The organism is Streptomyces hokutonensis, assembly GCF_000376565.1.
Lineage (GTDB): Bacteria > Actinomycetota > Actinomycetes > Streptomycetales > Streptomycetaceae > Streptomyces > Streptomyces hokutonensis.
Map to the genome: position 1 here is coordinate 56,948 of NZ_BARG01000024.1, position 15,430 is coordinate 72,377.

A 15,430-nucleotide genomic window follows, 5' to 3' on the forward strand; every position below is an offset into this window, starting at 1 on the left:
CCTCGCCGCCTAGACGAGTACTCCCGCCAGCATCCGGAACAGATCGTCCGTCGCGTCCGCCGCACCCAGCGCGGGCAGCGCGCCCAGAGCCAGGACTGCCACGGCGAGCGGCAACAGCCGGGGCGGCGGGGAGGCCTGCAGCGCCGCGATCCGCCGCGTGACCGCACGGTCCGTGAAGCCCAACGCGCAGGCGGGGCGCGGGTGTTCGGAGCTCAGGGCGGCGCGGGCCAGGGCGCGGGCGGTGGTGGCGCGGTCGCCGACCGCGTCCGCCGCGCGCTCGTCGGCCCACCGTTCCACCAGGAACGCGACCGTGCCCCGCACAGGTCGCAGCAGCGGGTTGGCCGCGGCGGCGAGCGTCGTCGCGGTCACCAACAGGGCGTGCCGGTGGGCGAGATGGGCGCGCTCATGGGCGAGCAGGACCCGGCGCTCCGCCGGCTCGAGGGCGCTCAGCATGCCCGCGGTGACCAGGATCCGGCCAGGTGTGCCGGGGATGGCGAACGCCTGCGGCTCGGGGGAGGCGGCGACGATCAGCTCGGTGTCCGCCGGGTGCCCCTCGCACAGCCGCCGCAGGGCCCGTCGCGTACGGCGGTCGGCGCTCACGGCGCCCTGGACGGACACGAGGAGCACGGCGAGGGCGACACAGGCCGCGATCCCGATGACCTCGGGCACCGGTTCGGCCAGCCGGTGTCCGTCCTGCCGGGCCTCGGCGACGACCGGCGGAGCGTCCCCCACGAGCGTCGCCGCCAGCAGGAACAGCGACCAGCAGGTGGCCGCCGCGGTCACCACGGCGGCGGCGGTCAGCACCCGCGCGGCCAGCGCCGGAGCCACCCGGCTGCCGATCGCCGGGCTGATCACGGCGAGCAGCAGCGACAGCGGCAACGGCGTGTAGACGTCGAACCTCATCCCGCGCCCCCGGCCAGCAGGTCGCGCAGCGCCTTCTCCTCCTCGGGCCGCAGTCCGCTCACGAACTGCTGGAGCGCGGCGATCGGATCCGGCCCCCGGTCCAGCGCCTCGTGCATCGCCTCGGCGGTCAGCTCGGCCGCGTTCTTCGCCGGTCGGTACGCCCCGCGCCGCCCGTCCGCGTCCCGCAGCACGAGCCCCTTGTCGTAGAGCCGCTTGAGGATCGTGTGCACGGTGTTGTAGGCGAGCGGGCCGTCGATCTCGGCCTGGATCTCGGCCGGTGTCAGGGGGCGGTCGGTCGCCCAGAGCGCGGCGAGGACCTCGCTCTCCAGCTCACCGGCGCTGCGCCGTTCCGCCCGGGCCCGCGGGTCTGTGCCAGCCATGGGCGTCACCTTACAGTCTGTAGGGTGCACCACGCATCGCCTGCCGACGAAGGTATTTTCCCGATCCGGCGGGCGTGACCGCGCGACCGGCTTTGCGATCTTTCGGTGGCCGAAATTCTATGGTGCCGATTCCGGAGAGCGTGTCGGCCGGGTGATGGGGCAGCAGAGAATCGGCCGATGTTCGTTGTCTGTCGCCGTTGTCCGTGGCGGGCGCCGGCATGATCGGCGATCGCCGAATCCATCCGTTCCGCGATTTTCCTGTCGATTCACTTCGCGGGTGGCATGCCTTTGCACGCACTTGGTTGCGACCGTGTAACTTTTAATCTTATGCTCGTTAACAAATTATGTCGGCCGTCGGTGTCGGAAAATGTTGCGGGAGAGTCGGGAGACGCGGATCAATGGCAATGACAGTGCTCGTGTGCGATTCGGTTCCTGTCGTGCGGGACGGCCTCAAGTCGCTCCTTTCCGAGGCGCCGGACGTGGCGAGAGTCTCCGCGACCGGCAGTGCTGTCGAATGTCTCGTGATGACCCGGAAATTAAAGCCGGACGTGCTGATAACCGACCTCAATCCAGAAGGCATGGACGGGATCGACTTCGTTCACCGGGTGATCCGGGAGAACGCGCAGGAGCGGGACGGGCGGCCCGGGGTCGTGGTCTTCGCCAGCGATATGACGGACCGGGTCATCGAGACTCTGTTACGGGCCGGAGCGATCACCCTCCTGGAAAAGGAGACCGGGCGCGAAATGCTGCTCACCGCGGTCAGGGCGGCGGCCAGGGGCGAGGTCATGCTCGCGCCCCATGTGACCGGACGGCTCGTCCGCTGGTTCAGGAGCCGGGAGTTCGGGCCGGATCGCGACCCGGATCCCCAGGTCGAGTCACTGACCCCGCGCGAGCGGGAGATTCTCGTGCTCGTGGGGGAGGGGCTGCCGATCGAGGAGATCGCGGCGAAGCTCGTCATCGGCTCGGCGACCGTCCGTACCCACATCTATCGGTTGCGGCACAAGCTCAACGTGCGGGACCGCGCTCAGCTCGTCTCCTTCGCTCATAGCGCCGGCCTGCTCTGAGAGCCGCTGCGAGAGTCACCTCGCGGTTGTTCCGCGTCCGACCCGGCCGACGGTTCGTCGGATCCCTTGGATCCTTCAGATTCCTCGGGCTCCGCCGACTCCGAACCCGGCACCTCGATCAGGAACATCGCCGTCACCACCAGCACCCCGCCGACCAGCGTGGAGACCGTGAGGCGTTCGCCGCCGACGAGTACGGCGAACAGGCCCGCGAAGACCGGCTCCATGGTCAGGACCACCGCGGCCTGCGTCGCGGTCACATGCTTCTGCGCCCACGTCTGCACCATGTACGCGAACGCCGAGGCCAGCACCGCCGTGACGAGGACCGCCGACCAGGTGCTGCCGCTCTGGGGCGGTCGTACACCGTGAGGGGCCGCGCCGATCAGGCACATCAGCGACGCCGTCGTCAGCTGGACCACGGTGAGGGCGTAGGCGTCCCGGCCCGGGGACCAGCGGCCCAGCGCCAGCAGGTGCAGCGCGAAGAAGACCGCGCACAGCAGGGTGAGTGTCTCCCCGGAGCCGAACGAGACGCCGTTGAGTGTGATCAGCGCCAGGCCCCCAGCCGCCGTAAGGGCAGCTGTCCAGGCCGTCAGGGACAGATGCTGGCGGAACAGCGCCCAGGCCAGCAGAGGCGTGATCACCACGAACAGACCGGTCAGGAATCCGCTGACGGCCGCGGATGTGTGCTGGAGGCCGAGGGTCTGGAGGATGTACGACATCCCCAGCAGGAATCCCGCACCCGCGCCGCGCGCCAGCGTGCCCCGGTCGATACGCCGTACGACCGACGGGCGGATCGCCGCCATCACCACTGCGGCGAGCGCGAACCGCCAGGTCAGGAAGTCGAAGACGGGCATGCCCACGGTGGCGTCCTTGACGACCAGGAATGTGGCGCCCCAGACGGCCGTGACGAGCAGCAGCCCGACCACGGCGATCAGCCGTAACCTGCTGTGCGCCGCGTTGTCGCGCGCCGGACGGAGCCGGAGCCGGTCGCTCATGACGCCGTTCATGGCGGTCCTTTCGTCGGGATGACGACCGCGCGGCCGGCCGCCGTGTCGACCGGGCACGACTGCTTGGGGCACTCGTCCAGGGCGCACATGCGGCAGATGCGCTGTCCGTGATCGGCGTCGGTCGTCAGATGGGCCAGCATCCGTTCCAGGAAACCGGTCAGCACCGTTCTCTCGCGCGGCCCGAGGACGGACATCGCGTCATCCATCAGGCCGCCGCGCAGCTCCAGTAGCCGCTTCGCCTCGCGTGTTCCCTCAGGAGTGAGGAAGATGGCCACCTTCCGGCCGTTGGCACCCGGTTCCCGGCGTGCCTTGCCGTCGCGTTCGAGCCGGTCCACCAGACGGGTGGCCGCGGACTGCGTCAGACCGAGCGGCCCGGAGATCCGGTCGATGCCCGCGCCGGGCTCCTGCAACAGGTACGTGAGCGCGGCCGGCGTGGCCCCGCTCTGCCCGGACGTGCTCTCGCTCGCCACCCGCTGCGCGTCGCCCAGCGCGGTGACCAGAGCTCCCAGCAGGTTCCCGGTACGACCGTCCGATGAAGCGTCCATACCATCGACCATGCATGAGTCATGCATGAGTGTCAACGGTGAGGCTGGCCCTGCGGTGACAGGCGGTGCCGGTACAGCGCCTCGTAGTACGGCAGCTGCCGGCGGTGGAAGTCCGCCAGCGTCGGATGGTTGTCCACGGTGAACTCGTACTCCCGGGCGGCGCGGGTGAAGCCGGCGCTCCGGCCCGCGTCCTGGTGCCACTGCGGGGCCCTGCGCCACTCCTCGCGCATCCCGGTCTCCCAGTTCAGCGTGTCGGGCAGGAAAGGGAGGCCCACCCGGTCGCAGTACGCCCTGACGGTCTCGGCGGGGCGGTCGAGCAGATCGTCGGAGTCCACCACCACGGGTACGTCCCCGGTCGCCGTACCGACCGCCTCGAACAGTTCGTGCAGTCGCCCGAAGCCGATGTCGTCGGCCGTGACATCGGGGTTGAGCGCGTAGTGGGAGGCGATGACCTCGTCCGGCTTCCGGATGATGAACGTGTGCCGGGCCTCCGTCAGGAAGCGGTGGTCCGCCAGCACCTCCGGGAAGCGGAAGTCCGTCGTGTCCTTGAAGAAGACCGGAGTGGTCCGGGCCAGTTCACGGATGGCCTCGATCAGTTCCGTCTCCTTTTCGATCGCGCGTCCCGCGACCTCGGTCGAACCGAAGTCCGCCAGGTGCGAGAAGGGCTCGTGCAGCGTGGTGAGATCCTCGCGTTCCATCATCATGCGGAGGAACGCCGTGGAACGGGATCGGGGTGCGCTCCACATCGCGATAATGCGCGGATTCCCGGTCGGGTCCGAATTGTTCATCGGTCCTCCTTTCGCTTTTGGACCGTAGCACCGAGGTCGTGCGTTGTTGAAGGGTGCGTCCGGCGTCATCATTTTGATTACGGCGTGAGCTGCGGTCCTTCGTCGGATTATTGGCCGCACGGTCGTTGCCGTCCTCGAAATTGGCACGGCGATGTAATCGTCTCGGGGAGGTGGCCGGGCGCTGCGGGTGTTTGACTCCACGGAGTCGAGATTCCTTTGAGCAGGTCCCTACGAGCAGGGGAGTGATCGTGATCGATACCTCGGCCGGCTCGGCCTATCGCGCCGTAGACATGGCGCCGTACGCCAACAATGTCGGTATTTCCGCCGCCGGGCACACCTCGCGAGGTGCGTTCAATGTCTGGGGCAACTCGTTCCCGGCGGAACACCTGCCGGAATCGGGTGCTCCGGTGAGCGTCGGCGGTGTTCCGTTCCGTTTTCCGCGGGTGGGGGTGGGGGACGACAATGCGCGCTGCGACGGGCAGTTCATCGCGGTCGAGGCGGGGCGTTTCGACTGGCTGCACCTGCTGACCGCGTCCGAACGGCGGGCCGAGGACGCGGTGGAGATGCACTTCGCGGACGGCAGCGTCGATCCCGAGTGGCTGCGCGTCTCGGACTTCTGGGCCGCACCCGCGTGGTTCGGCGAGACAACCGCGTTCGCGACGCCGACGATGCACTATCCGCACCATGTCCAGCGGGGCGTTTCGGCCATGCTGTGGTCCCAACGCGTCCCCGTCACCCGCCGGGCCGACCTGAGCGGATTCCGGCTGCCGCGCAATGCCGCCGTCCATGTCTTCGCCGCCACTCTGCAACGGACCGCGGTCCCGGAGGCCGGCCATGACCAGTGACTTCGCGACGCCCGCGGTGACCGACCCCGTACCGACCGAGGCACCCGTCCTCTGGTACCGGGACCCGATCAGCTGCCTCCAGTCCACCTTCGCGTCGGTGCTGGCCCGAGCCGGGATGAACCCGCTGGTCGCGCTCGGCGCCGGCTGGGAGTTCCTGTACATCCCGAACGACGTGCGGTCGGAGGAGTTCTACTACCCCTGCCGCCACGAGGGCGACCTGGGCCGCAGCCTCTTCCCCCACCACGACGTGAGTTCCTCGTGGTGGTGCCCGGCGGACCCGGACGATCCGCTGCGCGAGCTGCGCGAGGCGATGGCGGAGCGGCGGCTGGTCATCGCCGCCGTGGACAACTTCTTCCTCCCGTTCAGGCCCGCCTTCGGCGATGTCCATGCCGCACATCTGCTCGTCGTCCACGGCCTCGACGAGCGGCGCGGTCTTGTCCATGTCTCCGACGCGATGCCGCCCGCGTTCCAGGGGCCGATCCCGCTCGACGACTTCCTGAACAGCTGGGGATCCGCGAACCCGCAGGACCGGCAGGACGCGTTCTTCAGCGATTCGGAGATCAGCCGCCGCTGTCTGTCCGTGTCGGTCGGATCCCTCCGAGGCGGTGGCGCCGACCCCGGTCCCGAGCGACTCGCCGGCTGGCTGCGGGCCAACCTTGAGCGGTTCGAGGACCCCGGCACGGTCGCCGGACTCGGTGGACTGGCCGGACTCGACGGCTTTCTCCGCGAGTCGACCTTCCGGGCGCGGGCCGGTGAGGTGCGCGCGCTGCAGGAGCTGTACCCCTTCGGCTGGGGCATGCAGGCCCAAGCCGCCCTGCACGGCGAGCTGTTGCGCGACCGCGGGGCAGCGTGGCGGTCACCGGCGCTGGCGGGAGCCGGGCGGGCCGTGGAGAGCGTGGCCCACGCGTGGACCCCGCTGCGGATCACCGCCGCCCACGGACTCGACGACCCGGCCGCCGCGGCGGACGACCTGCGCCGGCACGCGGGAGTCCTGCGTTGGCGCCACACCGAGGCGGTCGAATCCGTCCAGCGGGCCCTGGACGAACTGTGAACTCCCGCTCACCGCACACCACTTCGACGACCGACGCCGAGCCGAGCCGAGAGGACGACATGAGCAAGCTCGCAGTACTGGGCGGAACAGCCGCCGTACCACCGGCACGGCGCCAGGTCGAGTGGCCGGTGATCGAGGACGACGACCGCAAGGCCGTGCTCGACGCGCTGGACGGCGGTCGGCTGGTCTCCGACACCGACGGTGAGACACCGGTGAGTCTGCTGGAGCGCGAGTGGGCCGAGCGGTTCGGCCACGGTCACTGTGTCGCCGTGGCGAACGGAACCGCGGCGCTCTCGCTGGCCCTGGCCGCTCTCGGCGTCGGACCGGGCGCCGAAGTCATCGTCCCCGCGCTGAGTTTCATCGCCACCGGACTCGCCCCGCTGCACAACCTGGCCGTGCCCGTCTTCGCCGACATCGACCCGGTGACCTTCAACATCGACCCGGACGACATCGAGCGGCGGATCACTCCGAGGACCGCCGCGATCATCCCGGTCCATCTGCACGGCGCCCCCGCCGACATGGACCGGATCGAGCGGATCGCGCGCCGGCACGGCCTCGCCGTGATCGAGGACGCCGCGCAGGCGCCCGGAGCGACGTACCGGGGGCGTCCCGTGGGCGGGTTGGGGGACATGGGGGCGTTCAGCCTCCAGGTCACCAAGAACATACCCACCTGCGGGGAGGGCGGTCTGCTGGTGACCGGTGACGCAGGGCTCGCGCAGTCCGCGCGCCGGGCACGGCAGTTCGGGGAGGACATCGAGAGCGGCAGGGACCGCGACTACGTCTCCCACCGGCTCGGCTGGAACCACAAGATGAACGCCCTCCAAGCGGCCTTCACCCGGGCGCAGTTGGCCCGTTTCGACGACTACGAGCGCTCCCGGCAGGGCACCATCACCCGTTTCCTGGACCGGATCTCCGAGCTGCCGGGCCTGACCGTGCCCACCGCGCCGCCCGGCACCACCCATGTCTGGCACATCCTGCGCTTCCGCCTCGACCCGGCCGCCGCCGGTCTGCCCGGTGCCACTCCGGAGCGTTTCCGTGACGCGCTGCGGCGGGTGCTGCGGGCGGAGGGGGTACCGATGTCGCGCTACCAGCTGATGCCGCTGCCGGACCAGACGGTCTTCCGGGACCGGACGGGCTTCGGACACGGCTATCCCTGGGCGGCACTCGAGGACGCGGCCCCGCCTGTGCACGACGACCACCACCCTGTCACCCGTGCCGTCCTCCGCGACTCCTTCACCCTCCAGAAACGGCATCTCAACCCCGGCAGCGGTGAACTCCTCGACCATTACGCCGACGCCTTCGAGAAGGCCTGGCAACACCTCGACGTGGTGGGGCAGTTCGCGGGGGTGAGCGCATGACGGCGGCCGGTCCCGTTGAACTGCGCGAGCGCGCCACCCGTGTCCGCGAGCACATCGCCGACATGTGCGCGGGCCCGGAGGGAGGCCATCTCGGCGGCGCGTACTCGGCCGCCGACATCATGACCGCCCTCTACTTCGACGTCATGAACGTCGATCCGGCCCGGCCCGACGCCCCCGAGCGGGACCGTTTCGTGCTCAGCAAGGGGCACGCCGCCGTCGGCCTGTACGCGACCCTCGCCGAGCGCGGCTTCCTGCCCGTCGACGAACTCGCGAGCTATGGCCGCCCCGGCAGCCGGCTGATGGGCCACCCGGTCCGCGCGGTGCCCGGTGTCGAGGCGGCCACCGGGTCGCTCGGCCACGGCCTCGCGCTGGGCTGCGGCTTCGCCCTCGGCGCACGCCTGGACGGCCGCGACAGCAGGACGTTCGTCCTCATGGGCGACGGCGAACTCCAGGAGGGCTCGGTGTGGGAGGCGGCAATCGGTGCTGCCTCACTGGGACTTGACCGGCTGGTCGCCGTCGTGGACCGCAACTCCCTTCAGCTGACGGGTCCCACGGACTCCATCGCCGCCATGGAACCCCTCGCCGACCGCTGGCGCGGCTTCGGCTGGGCCGTCCAGGAGGCCGACGGCCACGACCTCGCGGCGCTGGTGCGCGCCCTCGGCACGGCGCCGTGGGAACCGGGCCGCCCCAGCGTCCTGATCGCCCGCACCGTCAAGGGCCGCGGTCTGCCGTTCCTGGAGGGGCGCACCGCGTGCCACTACGTCACCTTCTCCGCGCGCAACCACGCCAAGGCCCGTGCCGTACTGGGCCGTTCAAGGAAGGAGGACACCGGGTGACCACCACTGCGGCCCCTGCCCCAGCGGCTCCCGCCGTGACCCGTGAGGCCTATCGCGACCGGCTGATCCCGCTGCTCGGGACCGATCCCCGGCTGATGTGCCTGGACACCGACACCGGGCTGTTCGGCGCCGCTCACATCGAGGCGGCGGGCGAGCGGTACCTCAACCTCGGCATAGCGGAACACAATCTGATGGGCATCGCCGCGGGCCTCGCGTTCGGTGGGCGCATGCCGTTCGTCAACACCATGGCGGGCTTCGCCAGTTCGCGGGCGCTGGAGGCCGTGAAGGTGGACATCGCCTATCCCGCGCTGCCCGTACGCATCATGGCGACGCACGGCGGCCTCGCCGCCGGCCATCTCGGGCCCACGCACCACGCGTTGGAGGACCTGGCCGTCATGCGGACACTGCCCACCATGACGGTGGTCGTGCCCGCCGACGCCGCCGCCACCGCCGCCGTGGTCGAGCAGAGCCTCGACCTGCCGGGCCCGCTCTACGTACGGCTGGGCCGCAAGGCAACCCCGGCCGTCCCGGGCGACGAGCCGATGGTCATCGGCCGGGCCCAGCGGCTGCGCGAGGGCGGCGATGTCGTCCTCGTCGGCTGCGGCCCGTACCCGGTGGCCGCCTGCACCGAAGCCGCCGGTCTGCTGGGCGAGTCGGGCGTCTCCGCCGCCGTCCTCAACATGCACACCCTGAGCCCGCTCGACACCGAGTCCCTCTGCACGGCCGCCTCGGGCGCCTCGCTCGTCGTCACCGTGGAGGAGCACTGGCGCAGTGGCGGCCTCGGCGGCGCGGTCTGCGAGGCCCTGGCCGAACGGCAGCCGGTGCGCGTGCTGCGGATCGGGATGCCGGACCAGTTCTCGGACACGGTCGGCGGCCAGGAGCACCTGCTCGACCACTACGGCATCACGGCCGCGCGCACCGCAGCCGCCGTGACCGCCGCCCTCGAAGCCAATTGACGATCCGTCACCACCCAAGCCCCATCAACACCCAACAGAGAAAGGCGAGTTCATGACGACCGCTACCCAGACCTGCCCGGAGTGCGACGGCCCGGTGAACGTCGGTGACACCGTCCGCGCCAGCGAGGTCATCGAATGTCCCGAGTGCCGCAGCGAGTTGGAGGTCGTGGCCACCGCGCCGCTGCTCCTCGCCCTGGCCCCCGAGGTCGAAGAGGACTGGGGGGAGTGACGCGGTGGTCTCCTCCACAGCGCCCAGGACGGCGTTGCTGGCTTCCAGGATGCGCTTCGAGGAGAAGCGCCTCCTGGAGGCCCTGGACCGCCGGGGCGTCCCCTGTACGACCATCGACACCCGGACCGTCCAACACCACCTGCACGACACCCCGCCGCCGTGGGACCTGGTGCTCAACCGGGAGATCTCGGCGACCAAGGCCCTCTACGCGGCCCTCACCTACGAGTCCGCCGGCGTCACCGTCGTCAACTCCGCCACGGCCATCGAGACGTGCGGAGACAAGTGGCGCACCTCGCTCGCGCTGCGCGCCGCCGGGATCCCCGCACCGCCCGCCGCCCTCGCCCTCACGGCACAGGCCGCGGAGGAGGCGGCCGAGGAGATCGGCTATCCGGTGGTCCTCAAACCCCTGGTGGGTTCCTGGGGCAGGCGGGTCGCCCTGCTCCCGGACGCCGCCGCGCTGCGCACGGTGCTTGAGTACAGCGAGGCACTGCCGTCGCCGCTGGCCCAACTGGCCTATCTGCAAGGGTACGTGGACAAGCCCGACCGAGACATCAGAGTGATCGTCGTCGGCGGCGCTCCGATCGGCGCCATGTACCGCAGGTCGGACGGCTGGCGGACCAACGTGGCACGCGGCGCGACGACCACGGCCTGCCCCCTCACCGACGACCTCGCCAAACTCGCGGCGACCGCGGCCCGGGAGACCGGCGCGGACCTCGCGGGAGTCGATCTCGTCGAGGACGCGGACGGCGGCCTCCAGGTCCTCGAGGTCAACCACGGAGTGGAGTTCAAGGGCTTCCAGGAGGCACACGAGGGCCGCGTCGACGTCGCCGAAGTCATCGTGGAGCGCCTGGTGTTGGGGACAGACAGGGGAACTGGCAGGGGGGTGGACGCATGATCCGGGCCGCGGTGTTCGGTGCCGCCGGATACATCGGCGGCGAACTGCTCAGGCTGCTGCTCGGCCACCCCGAGGTGGAGCTGACGGCCGCCGTGTCGTCCCGCTTCCCCGGCAAACGCCTCGACAGCGTCCACCCCAACCTCCGCTCGGCGACCGACCTCACCTTCACCACCCCCGAGCGGGCCGACGACTGCGACGTGGTCCTCCTGGCCACCCCGCACCGGTCCACCGTGGATCTCGTACGGCACTGGGCGGACCGCACGGACCTGCTGATCGACCTCTCGGGCGACTTCCGGCTGCGCGACCCGGACGTGTACCGGCGCTACTACGGAGTGCCGCACGAGGCACCGGAGTTGCTCGACCGGTTCGTCCCGGGCATACCGGAACTGCACCGCGACCGGCTGCGCACCGCACGGCTGATCAGTGTCCCGGGCTGCATGGCGAACGCCGCGATCCTCGCACTGCACCCGCTGGCCGCCCGCCAACTCGCGCTCTCGCCCGTGCTGTTGGACGGCCGTACCGGATCCAGCGGTTCGGGCGCCTCCGCCGGCGATTCCAACCTGCACGCCGAACGCAGCGGCGCTTTAAGGGTGTTCGCGCCCGCCACCCATCGGCATGAGGCCGAAGTCGCCCAGCACACCGGCCTCGACGCCCGGATGACGGCGACCGGAGTCGAGGCCGTGCGGGGCGTGCAGATCGTCTGCCACGCCGAGGTGCCGGAGGGCGTCGAGGAGCGGGCCGTACGGGCGGCGTACCGCGAGGCCTACGCCGACGAGCCGTTCGTCCGCCTGGTGGCCCACAAGCGGGGCACGTACCGCTATCCCGAGCCCAAGATCCTGCTCGGCTCCAACTACTGCGACATCGGCCACGCATGGGACGACGCGTCGCGTCGCCTGGTGGTCGTCGCCGCCCTCGACAACCTCGTCAAGGGCGGCGCGGGCAACGCCGTGCAGTGCCTCAACGTACGCATGGGCTGGCCCGAATCGTACGGACTGTCCTTCCCCGGGCTGCACCCGGTGTGAGGACCGTGCACGAGCGTGAAGGGAGAACCGACCATGGGCGCGCCCCGGTTGGTCGTCGTCAAATGCGGCGGCAACAGCGATGTGAACGCCGCCGGTATCTGCGCGGATGTCGCCGGTCTGGTGAAGGAGGGCCACCGTCTCGTGGTGGTGCACGGCGGATCGGCCGAGATCGACCGGCTGGCCGGCGAACTCGACGTACCGCAGCGGCGCCTGGTCTCGCCCGACGGGGTCTCGGCCCGGCACACCGACGAAGCAACCCTGGCCGTGGTAACGCTGGCGCTGGCCGGCTCGGTGAAGCCGAAGCTCGTGAGCGAGCTGCTGGGCAGGGGCATCCCCGCCGTGGGCCTCACCGGTCTCGACGGCGGACTCGTGCTGACCCGTCGCAAGAAGGGACAGAAGGCGGTCGTCGACGGGCGCACCGTGGTCGTGCGCGACGACCACAGCGGCCGGATCGAGGCAGTACGCGGGGAGTTGATCGCGACCCTGCTCGCGCACGGGTACGTCCCCGTCGTGTCGCCGCCCGCCTCCGACGAGCACGGTGCGCCCGTCAACGCGGACGCCGACCGTGTCGCGGCGGCGCTCGCGGCCGAACTCGACGCGGACCAGCTGGTGTTGCTCACCGGAGCGGCCGGTGTGCTCGCCGACCCGGACGACGAGGACAGCGTGCTCGCCGACTGCGAAGTGGCCAGGGCGGGCGCGCCGGGGGAGTTCGCCCGGGGCGGTATGGCGCTCAAACTCGTCGCCGCCCGGGAGGCGTTGCTCGGCGGCGTCGGACAGGTGACCGTCGCCGACGGGCGGAGCGAGGGGGCCGTCGGTGAGGCGCTGCGCGGCGCCGGGACGGACGTACGACTGACGTCCAGTCAACAACCCGATCAGGAACAGGAATTGCCCGGAATAGACAGGGAGTGACCGATGATCACCGAAACCGCTGTCCCGCCCGCCGCCCTCGCAGGCACCGATCCCGGCGCCGCCGTCGACATGCTGCGGTCCATGCTGGAGATCCCCTCCCCGTCCGGCGAGGAAGGCCCGTTGGCTCGTCATCTGGCCGACGTCATGAGGGGACTCGGACTCACCGCCCGCATCGACGACGCGGGCAACGTGATCGGCGAGACCCCGGTCCGCGCCGGCCCGCGCATCATGCTGCTGGGCCATATGGACACCGTCCCGGGGCAGTTGGCCGTACACCTCGAAGGCGGCCGACTGCACGGCCGTGGCGCGGCCGACGCCCAGGGGCCCCTCGCGGCCATGGTGCGCGCGGTCGCCGCCCACCGCGACTTCCCCGGACAGCTCGTGGTCGTGGGAGTCGTGGAGGAGGAGACCCCGCGGTCGCGTGGAGCGGTGCACATCGGGCGGACCCTCGCGCGGCCGGACGCGCTGATCGTGGGGGAGCCCAGCGGGTGGCCGGGGATCGTCATCGGGTACAAGGGGAAGCTGGACCTGGAGTACCGGGTCGCCTGCCCCGCCACGCACCCGAGCAACCCGGTCGAGAAGGCCACCGAATCCGCCGCCGCGTTCTGGCAGGACGTGCTGGAGCTGCTCGGACCCGAGCAGGGGCACGCCTCGTTCGCGACCCCGGGCGCGACCCTGGTGGGGATGCGCGGGGACCTCACCGGTGCGGAGCTGTACGTGAGCATCCGTACGCCCGTCGGGTTCGACCAGGACGGGTTCGTCGCCGCTCTGCGGGAACGGGACCAAGTCCGGGGCAGGGACGGCAGGTTGGCGGTCGTCAACGGGGTGCGGGCGGTGGAGGCGGAGCGGCGCGGGCCGGTGGCGCGCGCTCTCAGCGCGGGGATCCGGGGCCTCGGCGGGACTCCCCGGCCGACGCTGAAGACCGCCACCTCCGACATGAACACCCTGGCCGAGGTCTGGGACATCCCGATGGCGACCTACGGCCCCGGGGACAGCGCGTTGGACCACTCCGACGAGGAGCACATCCTCGTCGACGACTACCTGCGCGGTATCGCCGTCCTGTCCACGGCACTGGGCGAGTTGACCACCCTGCGGGCCGGTGCCGCCGGTGAACTCGGGGGTGCGTCATGAGCGTTGGGCAACCGGTCCTGGCGAAGCCGGAGTTCTGCACCTGCTGGCCCGGCGCGACCGTATGGCTGACGGGGCTGCCGAGCGCGGGCAAGTCCACCATCGCCGCCGCGCTGGCGGAGCGACTGCGCCACGACCGGCGGCGGGTGGAGGTGCTCGACGGCGACGAGATCCGCAGGTTCCTGTCGGCCGGGCTCGGCTTCTCCCGCGCGGACCGGCATCTCAACGTCCAGCGGATCGGCCTGGTCGCGGAAGTGCTGGCGCGCAACGGGGTGATGGTCCTGGTGCCGGTGATCGCGCCGTACGCGGACTCCAGGTCCTCAGTCCGCCGCCGCCACGAGAAGTCCGGGACGAGGTATCTGGAGGTGCATGTCGCGACACCGGCGTCGGTCTGCTCGGAGCGCGACGTCAAAGGCCTGTACGCCCAGCAGGCGGCCGGCCGGATCTCCGGACTGACCGGCGCGGACGACCCCTACGAGGAGCCCGCCCACCCCGATCTGCGGATCGACGCACACGCCCAGCGGGTCGTCGAATCAGTGGACGCGCTGCACGCGCTGCTCGTGCGAAAGGAGTTGGCATGACTGTCGCCGCCAAGCACACGGCCGGCACGGAGAACCCGTATCAACTGCCGCACCTGGACGCCCTTGAGTCGGAGGCGGTCCACATCTTCCGTGAGGTGGCGGGTGAGTTCGAGCGGCCGGTGATTCTGTTCTCCGGCGGCAAGGACTCGATCGTCATGCTGCATCTGGCGTTGAAGGCGTTCGCTCCGGCGCCGGTTCCCTTCTCGCTGCTGCATGTGGACACGGGACACAACTTCCCCGAGGTCCTTGAATATCGGGACCGCACGGTCGAAAAGCACGGGTTGCGCCTCCATGTGGCCTCCGTACAGGACTACATCGACCGCGGTGTGCTGCGGGAACGGCCCGACGGGACCCGTAATCCGCTCCAGACCGTGCCGTTGACGGAGAGGATCCAGAGCGAGCGCTTCGACGCGGTCTTCGGTGGCGGTCGTAGGGACGAGGAGAAGGCACGCGCGAAGGAGCGGGTGTTCTCGCTGCGGGACGAGTTCTCGCAGTGGGAACCCCGCGCCGCCAGCGGCCCGAGCTGTGGAATCTCTACAACACTCGGCACGCGCCCGGCGAGCACGTCCGCGTGTTCCCGCTGTCCAACTGGACCGAGCTGGACGTCTGGCAGTACATCGCACGCGAGGGCATCGACCTCCCCGACATCTACTACGCCCATGAGCGGGAGGTCTTCCGACGGGGCGAACTCTGGCTGACACCGGGGAGTTGGGGCGGGCCGGGTGTCGGCGAGACGGTCGAGAAGCGTCAGGTGCGGTACCGGACCGTCGGCGACATGTCCTGCACCGGCGCGGTCGACTCCGGCGCCGTCACCGTCGAGCAGGTCATCACCGAGATCACCGCCTCCCGGCTGACGGAGCGGGGCGCCACCCGGGCCGACGACAAGCTGTCCGAGGCCGCCATGGAGGACCGCAAGCGCGAGGGGTATTTCTGATC

The 15,430-nt window shown here is 70.7% G+C and carries 17 protein-coding genes and 1 pseudogene; 13 read left to right on the forward strand and 5 right to left on the reverse strand.

Annotated features, from left to right (window positions below; genetic code table 11):
- Positions 1-9: 9 nt before the first annotated feature.
- Both SSP08S_RS12225 and SSP08S_RS12230 read right to left on the reverse strand, forming a co-directional pair.
- Positions 10-903, reverse strand: a complete 894-nt coding sequence (locus SSP08S_RS12225; RefSeq protein ID WP_019067882.1) for a M48 family metalloprotease — start codon at positions 901-903, stop codon at positions 10-12.
- Entirely contained in the window at positions 900-1,283 is a 384-nt protein-coding gene (locus SSP08S_RS12230) for a BlaI/MecI/CopY family transcriptional regulator (protein WP_019067883.1), read from the reverse strand. Before SSP08S_RS12230 ends, SSP08S_RS12225 begins: the two co-directional genes overlap by 4 nt.
- 404 nt (positions 1,284-1,687) lie before the next feature.
- Between SSP08S_RS12230 and SSP08S_RS12235 the strand changes: the two genes are divergently transcribed.
- Positions 1,688-2,347 (forward strand): LuxR C-terminal-related transcriptional regulator, encoded by a 660-nt coding sequence (locus SSP08S_RS12235; RefSeq protein ID WP_281176144.1) that lies wholly within the window; start codon positions 1,688-1,690, stop codon positions 2,345-2,347.
- On the opposite strand, the gene SSP08S_RS55200 is transcribed toward SSP08S_RS12235, so the two are convergent.
- The 3 genes from SSP08S_RS55200 to SSP08S_RS12250 are packed head-to-tail and all read right to left on the reverse strand — an operon-like array spanning position 2,326 to position 4,684.
- A complete protein-coding gene (locus SSP08S_RS55200) occupies positions 2,326-3,339 on the reverse strand; it encodes a DMT family transporter (protein WP_102133323.1) in 1,014 nt (337 codons plus the stop codon). The two genes, SSP08S_RS12235 and SSP08S_RS55200, sit on opposite strands and share 22 nt — an antisense overlap.
- 8 nt (positions 3,340-3,347) lie before the next feature.
- Positions 3,348-3,896 carry a MarR family winged helix-turn-helix transcriptional regulator gene (locus SSP08S_RS12245; RefSeq protein WP_158697159.1) on the reverse strand — a complete coding sequence of 183 codons (549 nt, stop codon included), beginning with the start codon at positions 3,894-3,896 and terminating at the stop codon, positions 3,348-3,350.
- A gap of 32 nt (positions 3,897-3,928) precedes the next feature.
- The gene (locus SSP08S_RS12250) at positions 3,929-4,684 is read right to left on the reverse strand and encodes a sulfotransferase-like domain-containing protein (RefSeq protein ID WP_019067887.1); all 756 of its coding nucleotides are present in this window, start codon (positions 4,682-4,684) and stop codon (positions 3,929-3,931) included.
- Between the two features lie 248 nt (positions 4,685-4,932).
- On the opposite strand from SSP08S_RS12250, the gene SSP08S_RS12255 reads away from it, so the two are divergent.
- From SSP08S_RS12255 to cysD, 12 genes and pseudogenes are all read left to right on the forward strand, one after another.
- Positions 4,933-5,529: a beta-sandwich domain-containing protein gene (locus SSP08S_RS12255; protein WP_245607867.1), complete on the forward strand. Its 597-nt coding sequence runs from the start codon at positions 4,933-4,935 to the stop codon at positions 5,527-5,529.
- Entirely contained in the window at positions 5,519-6,580 is a 1,062-nt protein-coding gene (locus SSP08S_RS12260) for a BtrH N-terminal domain-containing protein (protein WP_019067889.1), read from the forward strand. The genes SSP08S_RS12255 and SSP08S_RS12260 overlap by 11 nt, the downstream gene beginning before the upstream one ends.
- A 59-nt stretch (positions 6,581-6,639) precedes the next feature.
- The gene (locus SSP08S_RS12265) at positions 6,640-7,938 is read left to right on the forward strand and encodes a DegT/DnrJ/EryC1/StrS family aminotransferase (protein WP_026178419.1); all 1,299 of its coding nucleotides are present in this window, start codon (positions 6,640-6,642) and stop codon (positions 7,936-7,938) included.
- A complete protein-coding gene (locus SSP08S_RS12270; protein WP_019067891.1) occupies positions 7,935-8,774 on the forward strand; it encodes a transketolase in 840 nt (279 codons plus the stop codon). The genes SSP08S_RS12265 and SSP08S_RS12270 overlap by 4 nt, the downstream gene beginning before the upstream one ends.
- Complete coding sequence (locus tag SSP08S_RS12275; protein ID WP_019067892.1) at positions 8,771-9,730, forward strand: transketolase family protein; 960 nt, start codon at positions 8,771-8,773, stop codon at positions 9,728-9,730. The genes SSP08S_RS12270 and SSP08S_RS12275 overlap by 4 nt, the downstream gene beginning before the upstream one ends.
- A gap of 52 nt (positions 9,731-9,782) precedes the next feature.
- Positions 9,783-9,959: a hypothetical protein gene (locus tag SSP08S_RS12280; protein ID WP_019067893.1), complete on the forward strand. Its 177-nt coding sequence runs from the start codon at positions 9,783-9,785 to the stop codon at positions 9,957-9,959.
- A gap of 4 nt (positions 9,960-9,963) precedes the next feature.
- Complete coding sequence (gene lysX, locus SSP08S_RS55205) at positions 9,964-10,854, forward strand: lysine biosynthesis protein LysX (protein WP_245607868.1); 891 nt, start codon at positions 9,964-9,966, stop codon at positions 10,852-10,854.
- A complete protein-coding gene (gene argC, locus SSP08S_RS12290; protein WP_019067895.1) occupies positions 10,851-11,876 on the forward strand; it encodes an N-acetyl-gamma-glutamyl-phosphate reductase in 1,026 nt (341 codons plus the stop codon). Before lysX ends, argC begins: the two co-directional genes overlap by 4 nt.
- A gap of 33 nt (positions 11,877-11,909) precedes the next feature.
- On the forward strand, positions 11,910-12,785 hold the full coding sequence (locus tag SSP08S_RS12295; RefSeq protein ID WP_019067896.1) for a [LysW]-aminoadipate kinase: 876 nt from the start codon (positions 11,910-11,912) through the stop codon (positions 12,783-12,785).
- A gap of 3 nt (positions 12,786-12,788) precedes the next feature.
- Positions 12,789-13,916 carry a M20/M25/M40 family metallo-hydrolase gene (locus SSP08S_RS12300; RefSeq protein WP_019067897.1) on the forward strand — a complete coding sequence of 376 codons (1,128 nt, stop codon included), beginning with the start codon at positions 12,789-12,791 and terminating at the stop codon, positions 13,914-13,916.
- Positions 13,913-14,494, forward strand: a complete 582-nt coding sequence (gene cysC, locus SSP08S_RS12305) for an adenylyl-sulfate kinase (protein WP_019067898.1) — start codon at positions 13,913-13,915, stop codon at positions 14,492-14,494. Before SSP08S_RS12300 ends, cysC begins: the two co-directional genes overlap by 4 nt.
- Positions 14,491-15,428 (forward strand): annotated as a pseudogene (gene cysD, locus SSP08S_RS55210) (sulfate adenylyltransferase subunit CysD). Before cysC ends, cysD begins: the two are co-directional and overlap by 4 nt.
- Positions 15,429-15,430 lie beyond the last annotated feature (2 nt).

Excerpts from the sequence above, each read along its gene's own strand:
- SSP08S_RS12225 (WP_019067882.1), bottom strand. The coding sequence starts at position 903 with ATGAGGTTCGACGTCTACACGCCGTTGCCGCTGTCGCTGCTGCTCGCC.
- SSP08S_RS12230 (WP_019067883.1), bottom strand. The coding sequence starts at position 1,283 with ATGGCTGGCACAGACCCGCGGGCCCGGGCGGAACGGCGCAGCGCCGGT.
- SSP08S_RS12235 (WP_281176144.1), top strand. The coding sequence starts at position 1,688 with ATGACAGTGCTCGTGTGCGATTCGGTTCCTGTCGTGCGGGACGGCCTC.
- SSP08S_RS55200 (WP_102133323.1), bottom strand. The coding sequence starts at position 3,339 with ATGAGCGACCGGCTCCGGCTCCGTCCGGCGCGCGACAACGCGGCGCAC.
- SSP08S_RS12245 (WP_158697159.1), bottom strand. The coding sequence starts at position 3,896 with ATGGACGCTTCATCGGACGGTCGTACCGGGAACCTGCTGGGAGCTCTG.
- SSP08S_RS12250 (WP_019067887.1), bottom strand. The coding sequence starts at position 4,684 with ATGAACAATTCGGACCCGACCGGGAATCCGCGCATTATCGCGATGTGG.
- SSP08S_RS12260 (WP_019067889.1), top strand. The coding sequence starts at position 5,519 with ATGACCAGTGACTTCGCGACGCCCGCGGTGACCGACCCCGTACCGACC.
- SSP08S_RS12265 (WP_026178419.1), top strand. The coding sequence starts at position 6,640 with ATGAGCAAGCTCGCAGTACTGGGCGGAACAGCCGCCGTACCACCGGCA.
- SSP08S_RS12270 (WP_019067891.1), top strand. The coding sequence starts at position 7,935 with ATGACGGCGGCCGGTCCCGTTGAACTGCGCGAGCGCGCCACCCGTGTC.
- SSP08S_RS12280 (WP_019067893.1), top strand. The coding sequence starts at position 9,783 with ATGACGACCGCTACCCAGACCTGCCCGGAGTGCGACGGCCCGGTGAAC.
- argC (WP_019067895.1), top strand. The coding sequence starts at position 10,851 with ATGATCCGGGCCGCGGTGTTCGGTGCCGCCGGATACATCGGCGGCGAA.
- SSP08S_RS12295 (WP_019067896.1), top strand. The coding sequence starts at position 11,910 with ATGGGCGCGCCCCGGTTGGTCGTCGTCAAATGCGGCGGCAACAGCGAT.
- SSP08S_RS12300 (WP_019067897.1), top strand. The coding sequence starts at position 12,789 with ATGATCACCGAAACCGCTGTCCCGCCCGCCGCCCTCGCAGGCACCGAT.
- cysC (WP_019067898.1), top strand. The coding sequence starts at position 13,913 with ATGAGCGTTGGGCAACCGGTCCTGGCGAAGCCGGAGTTCTGCACCTGC.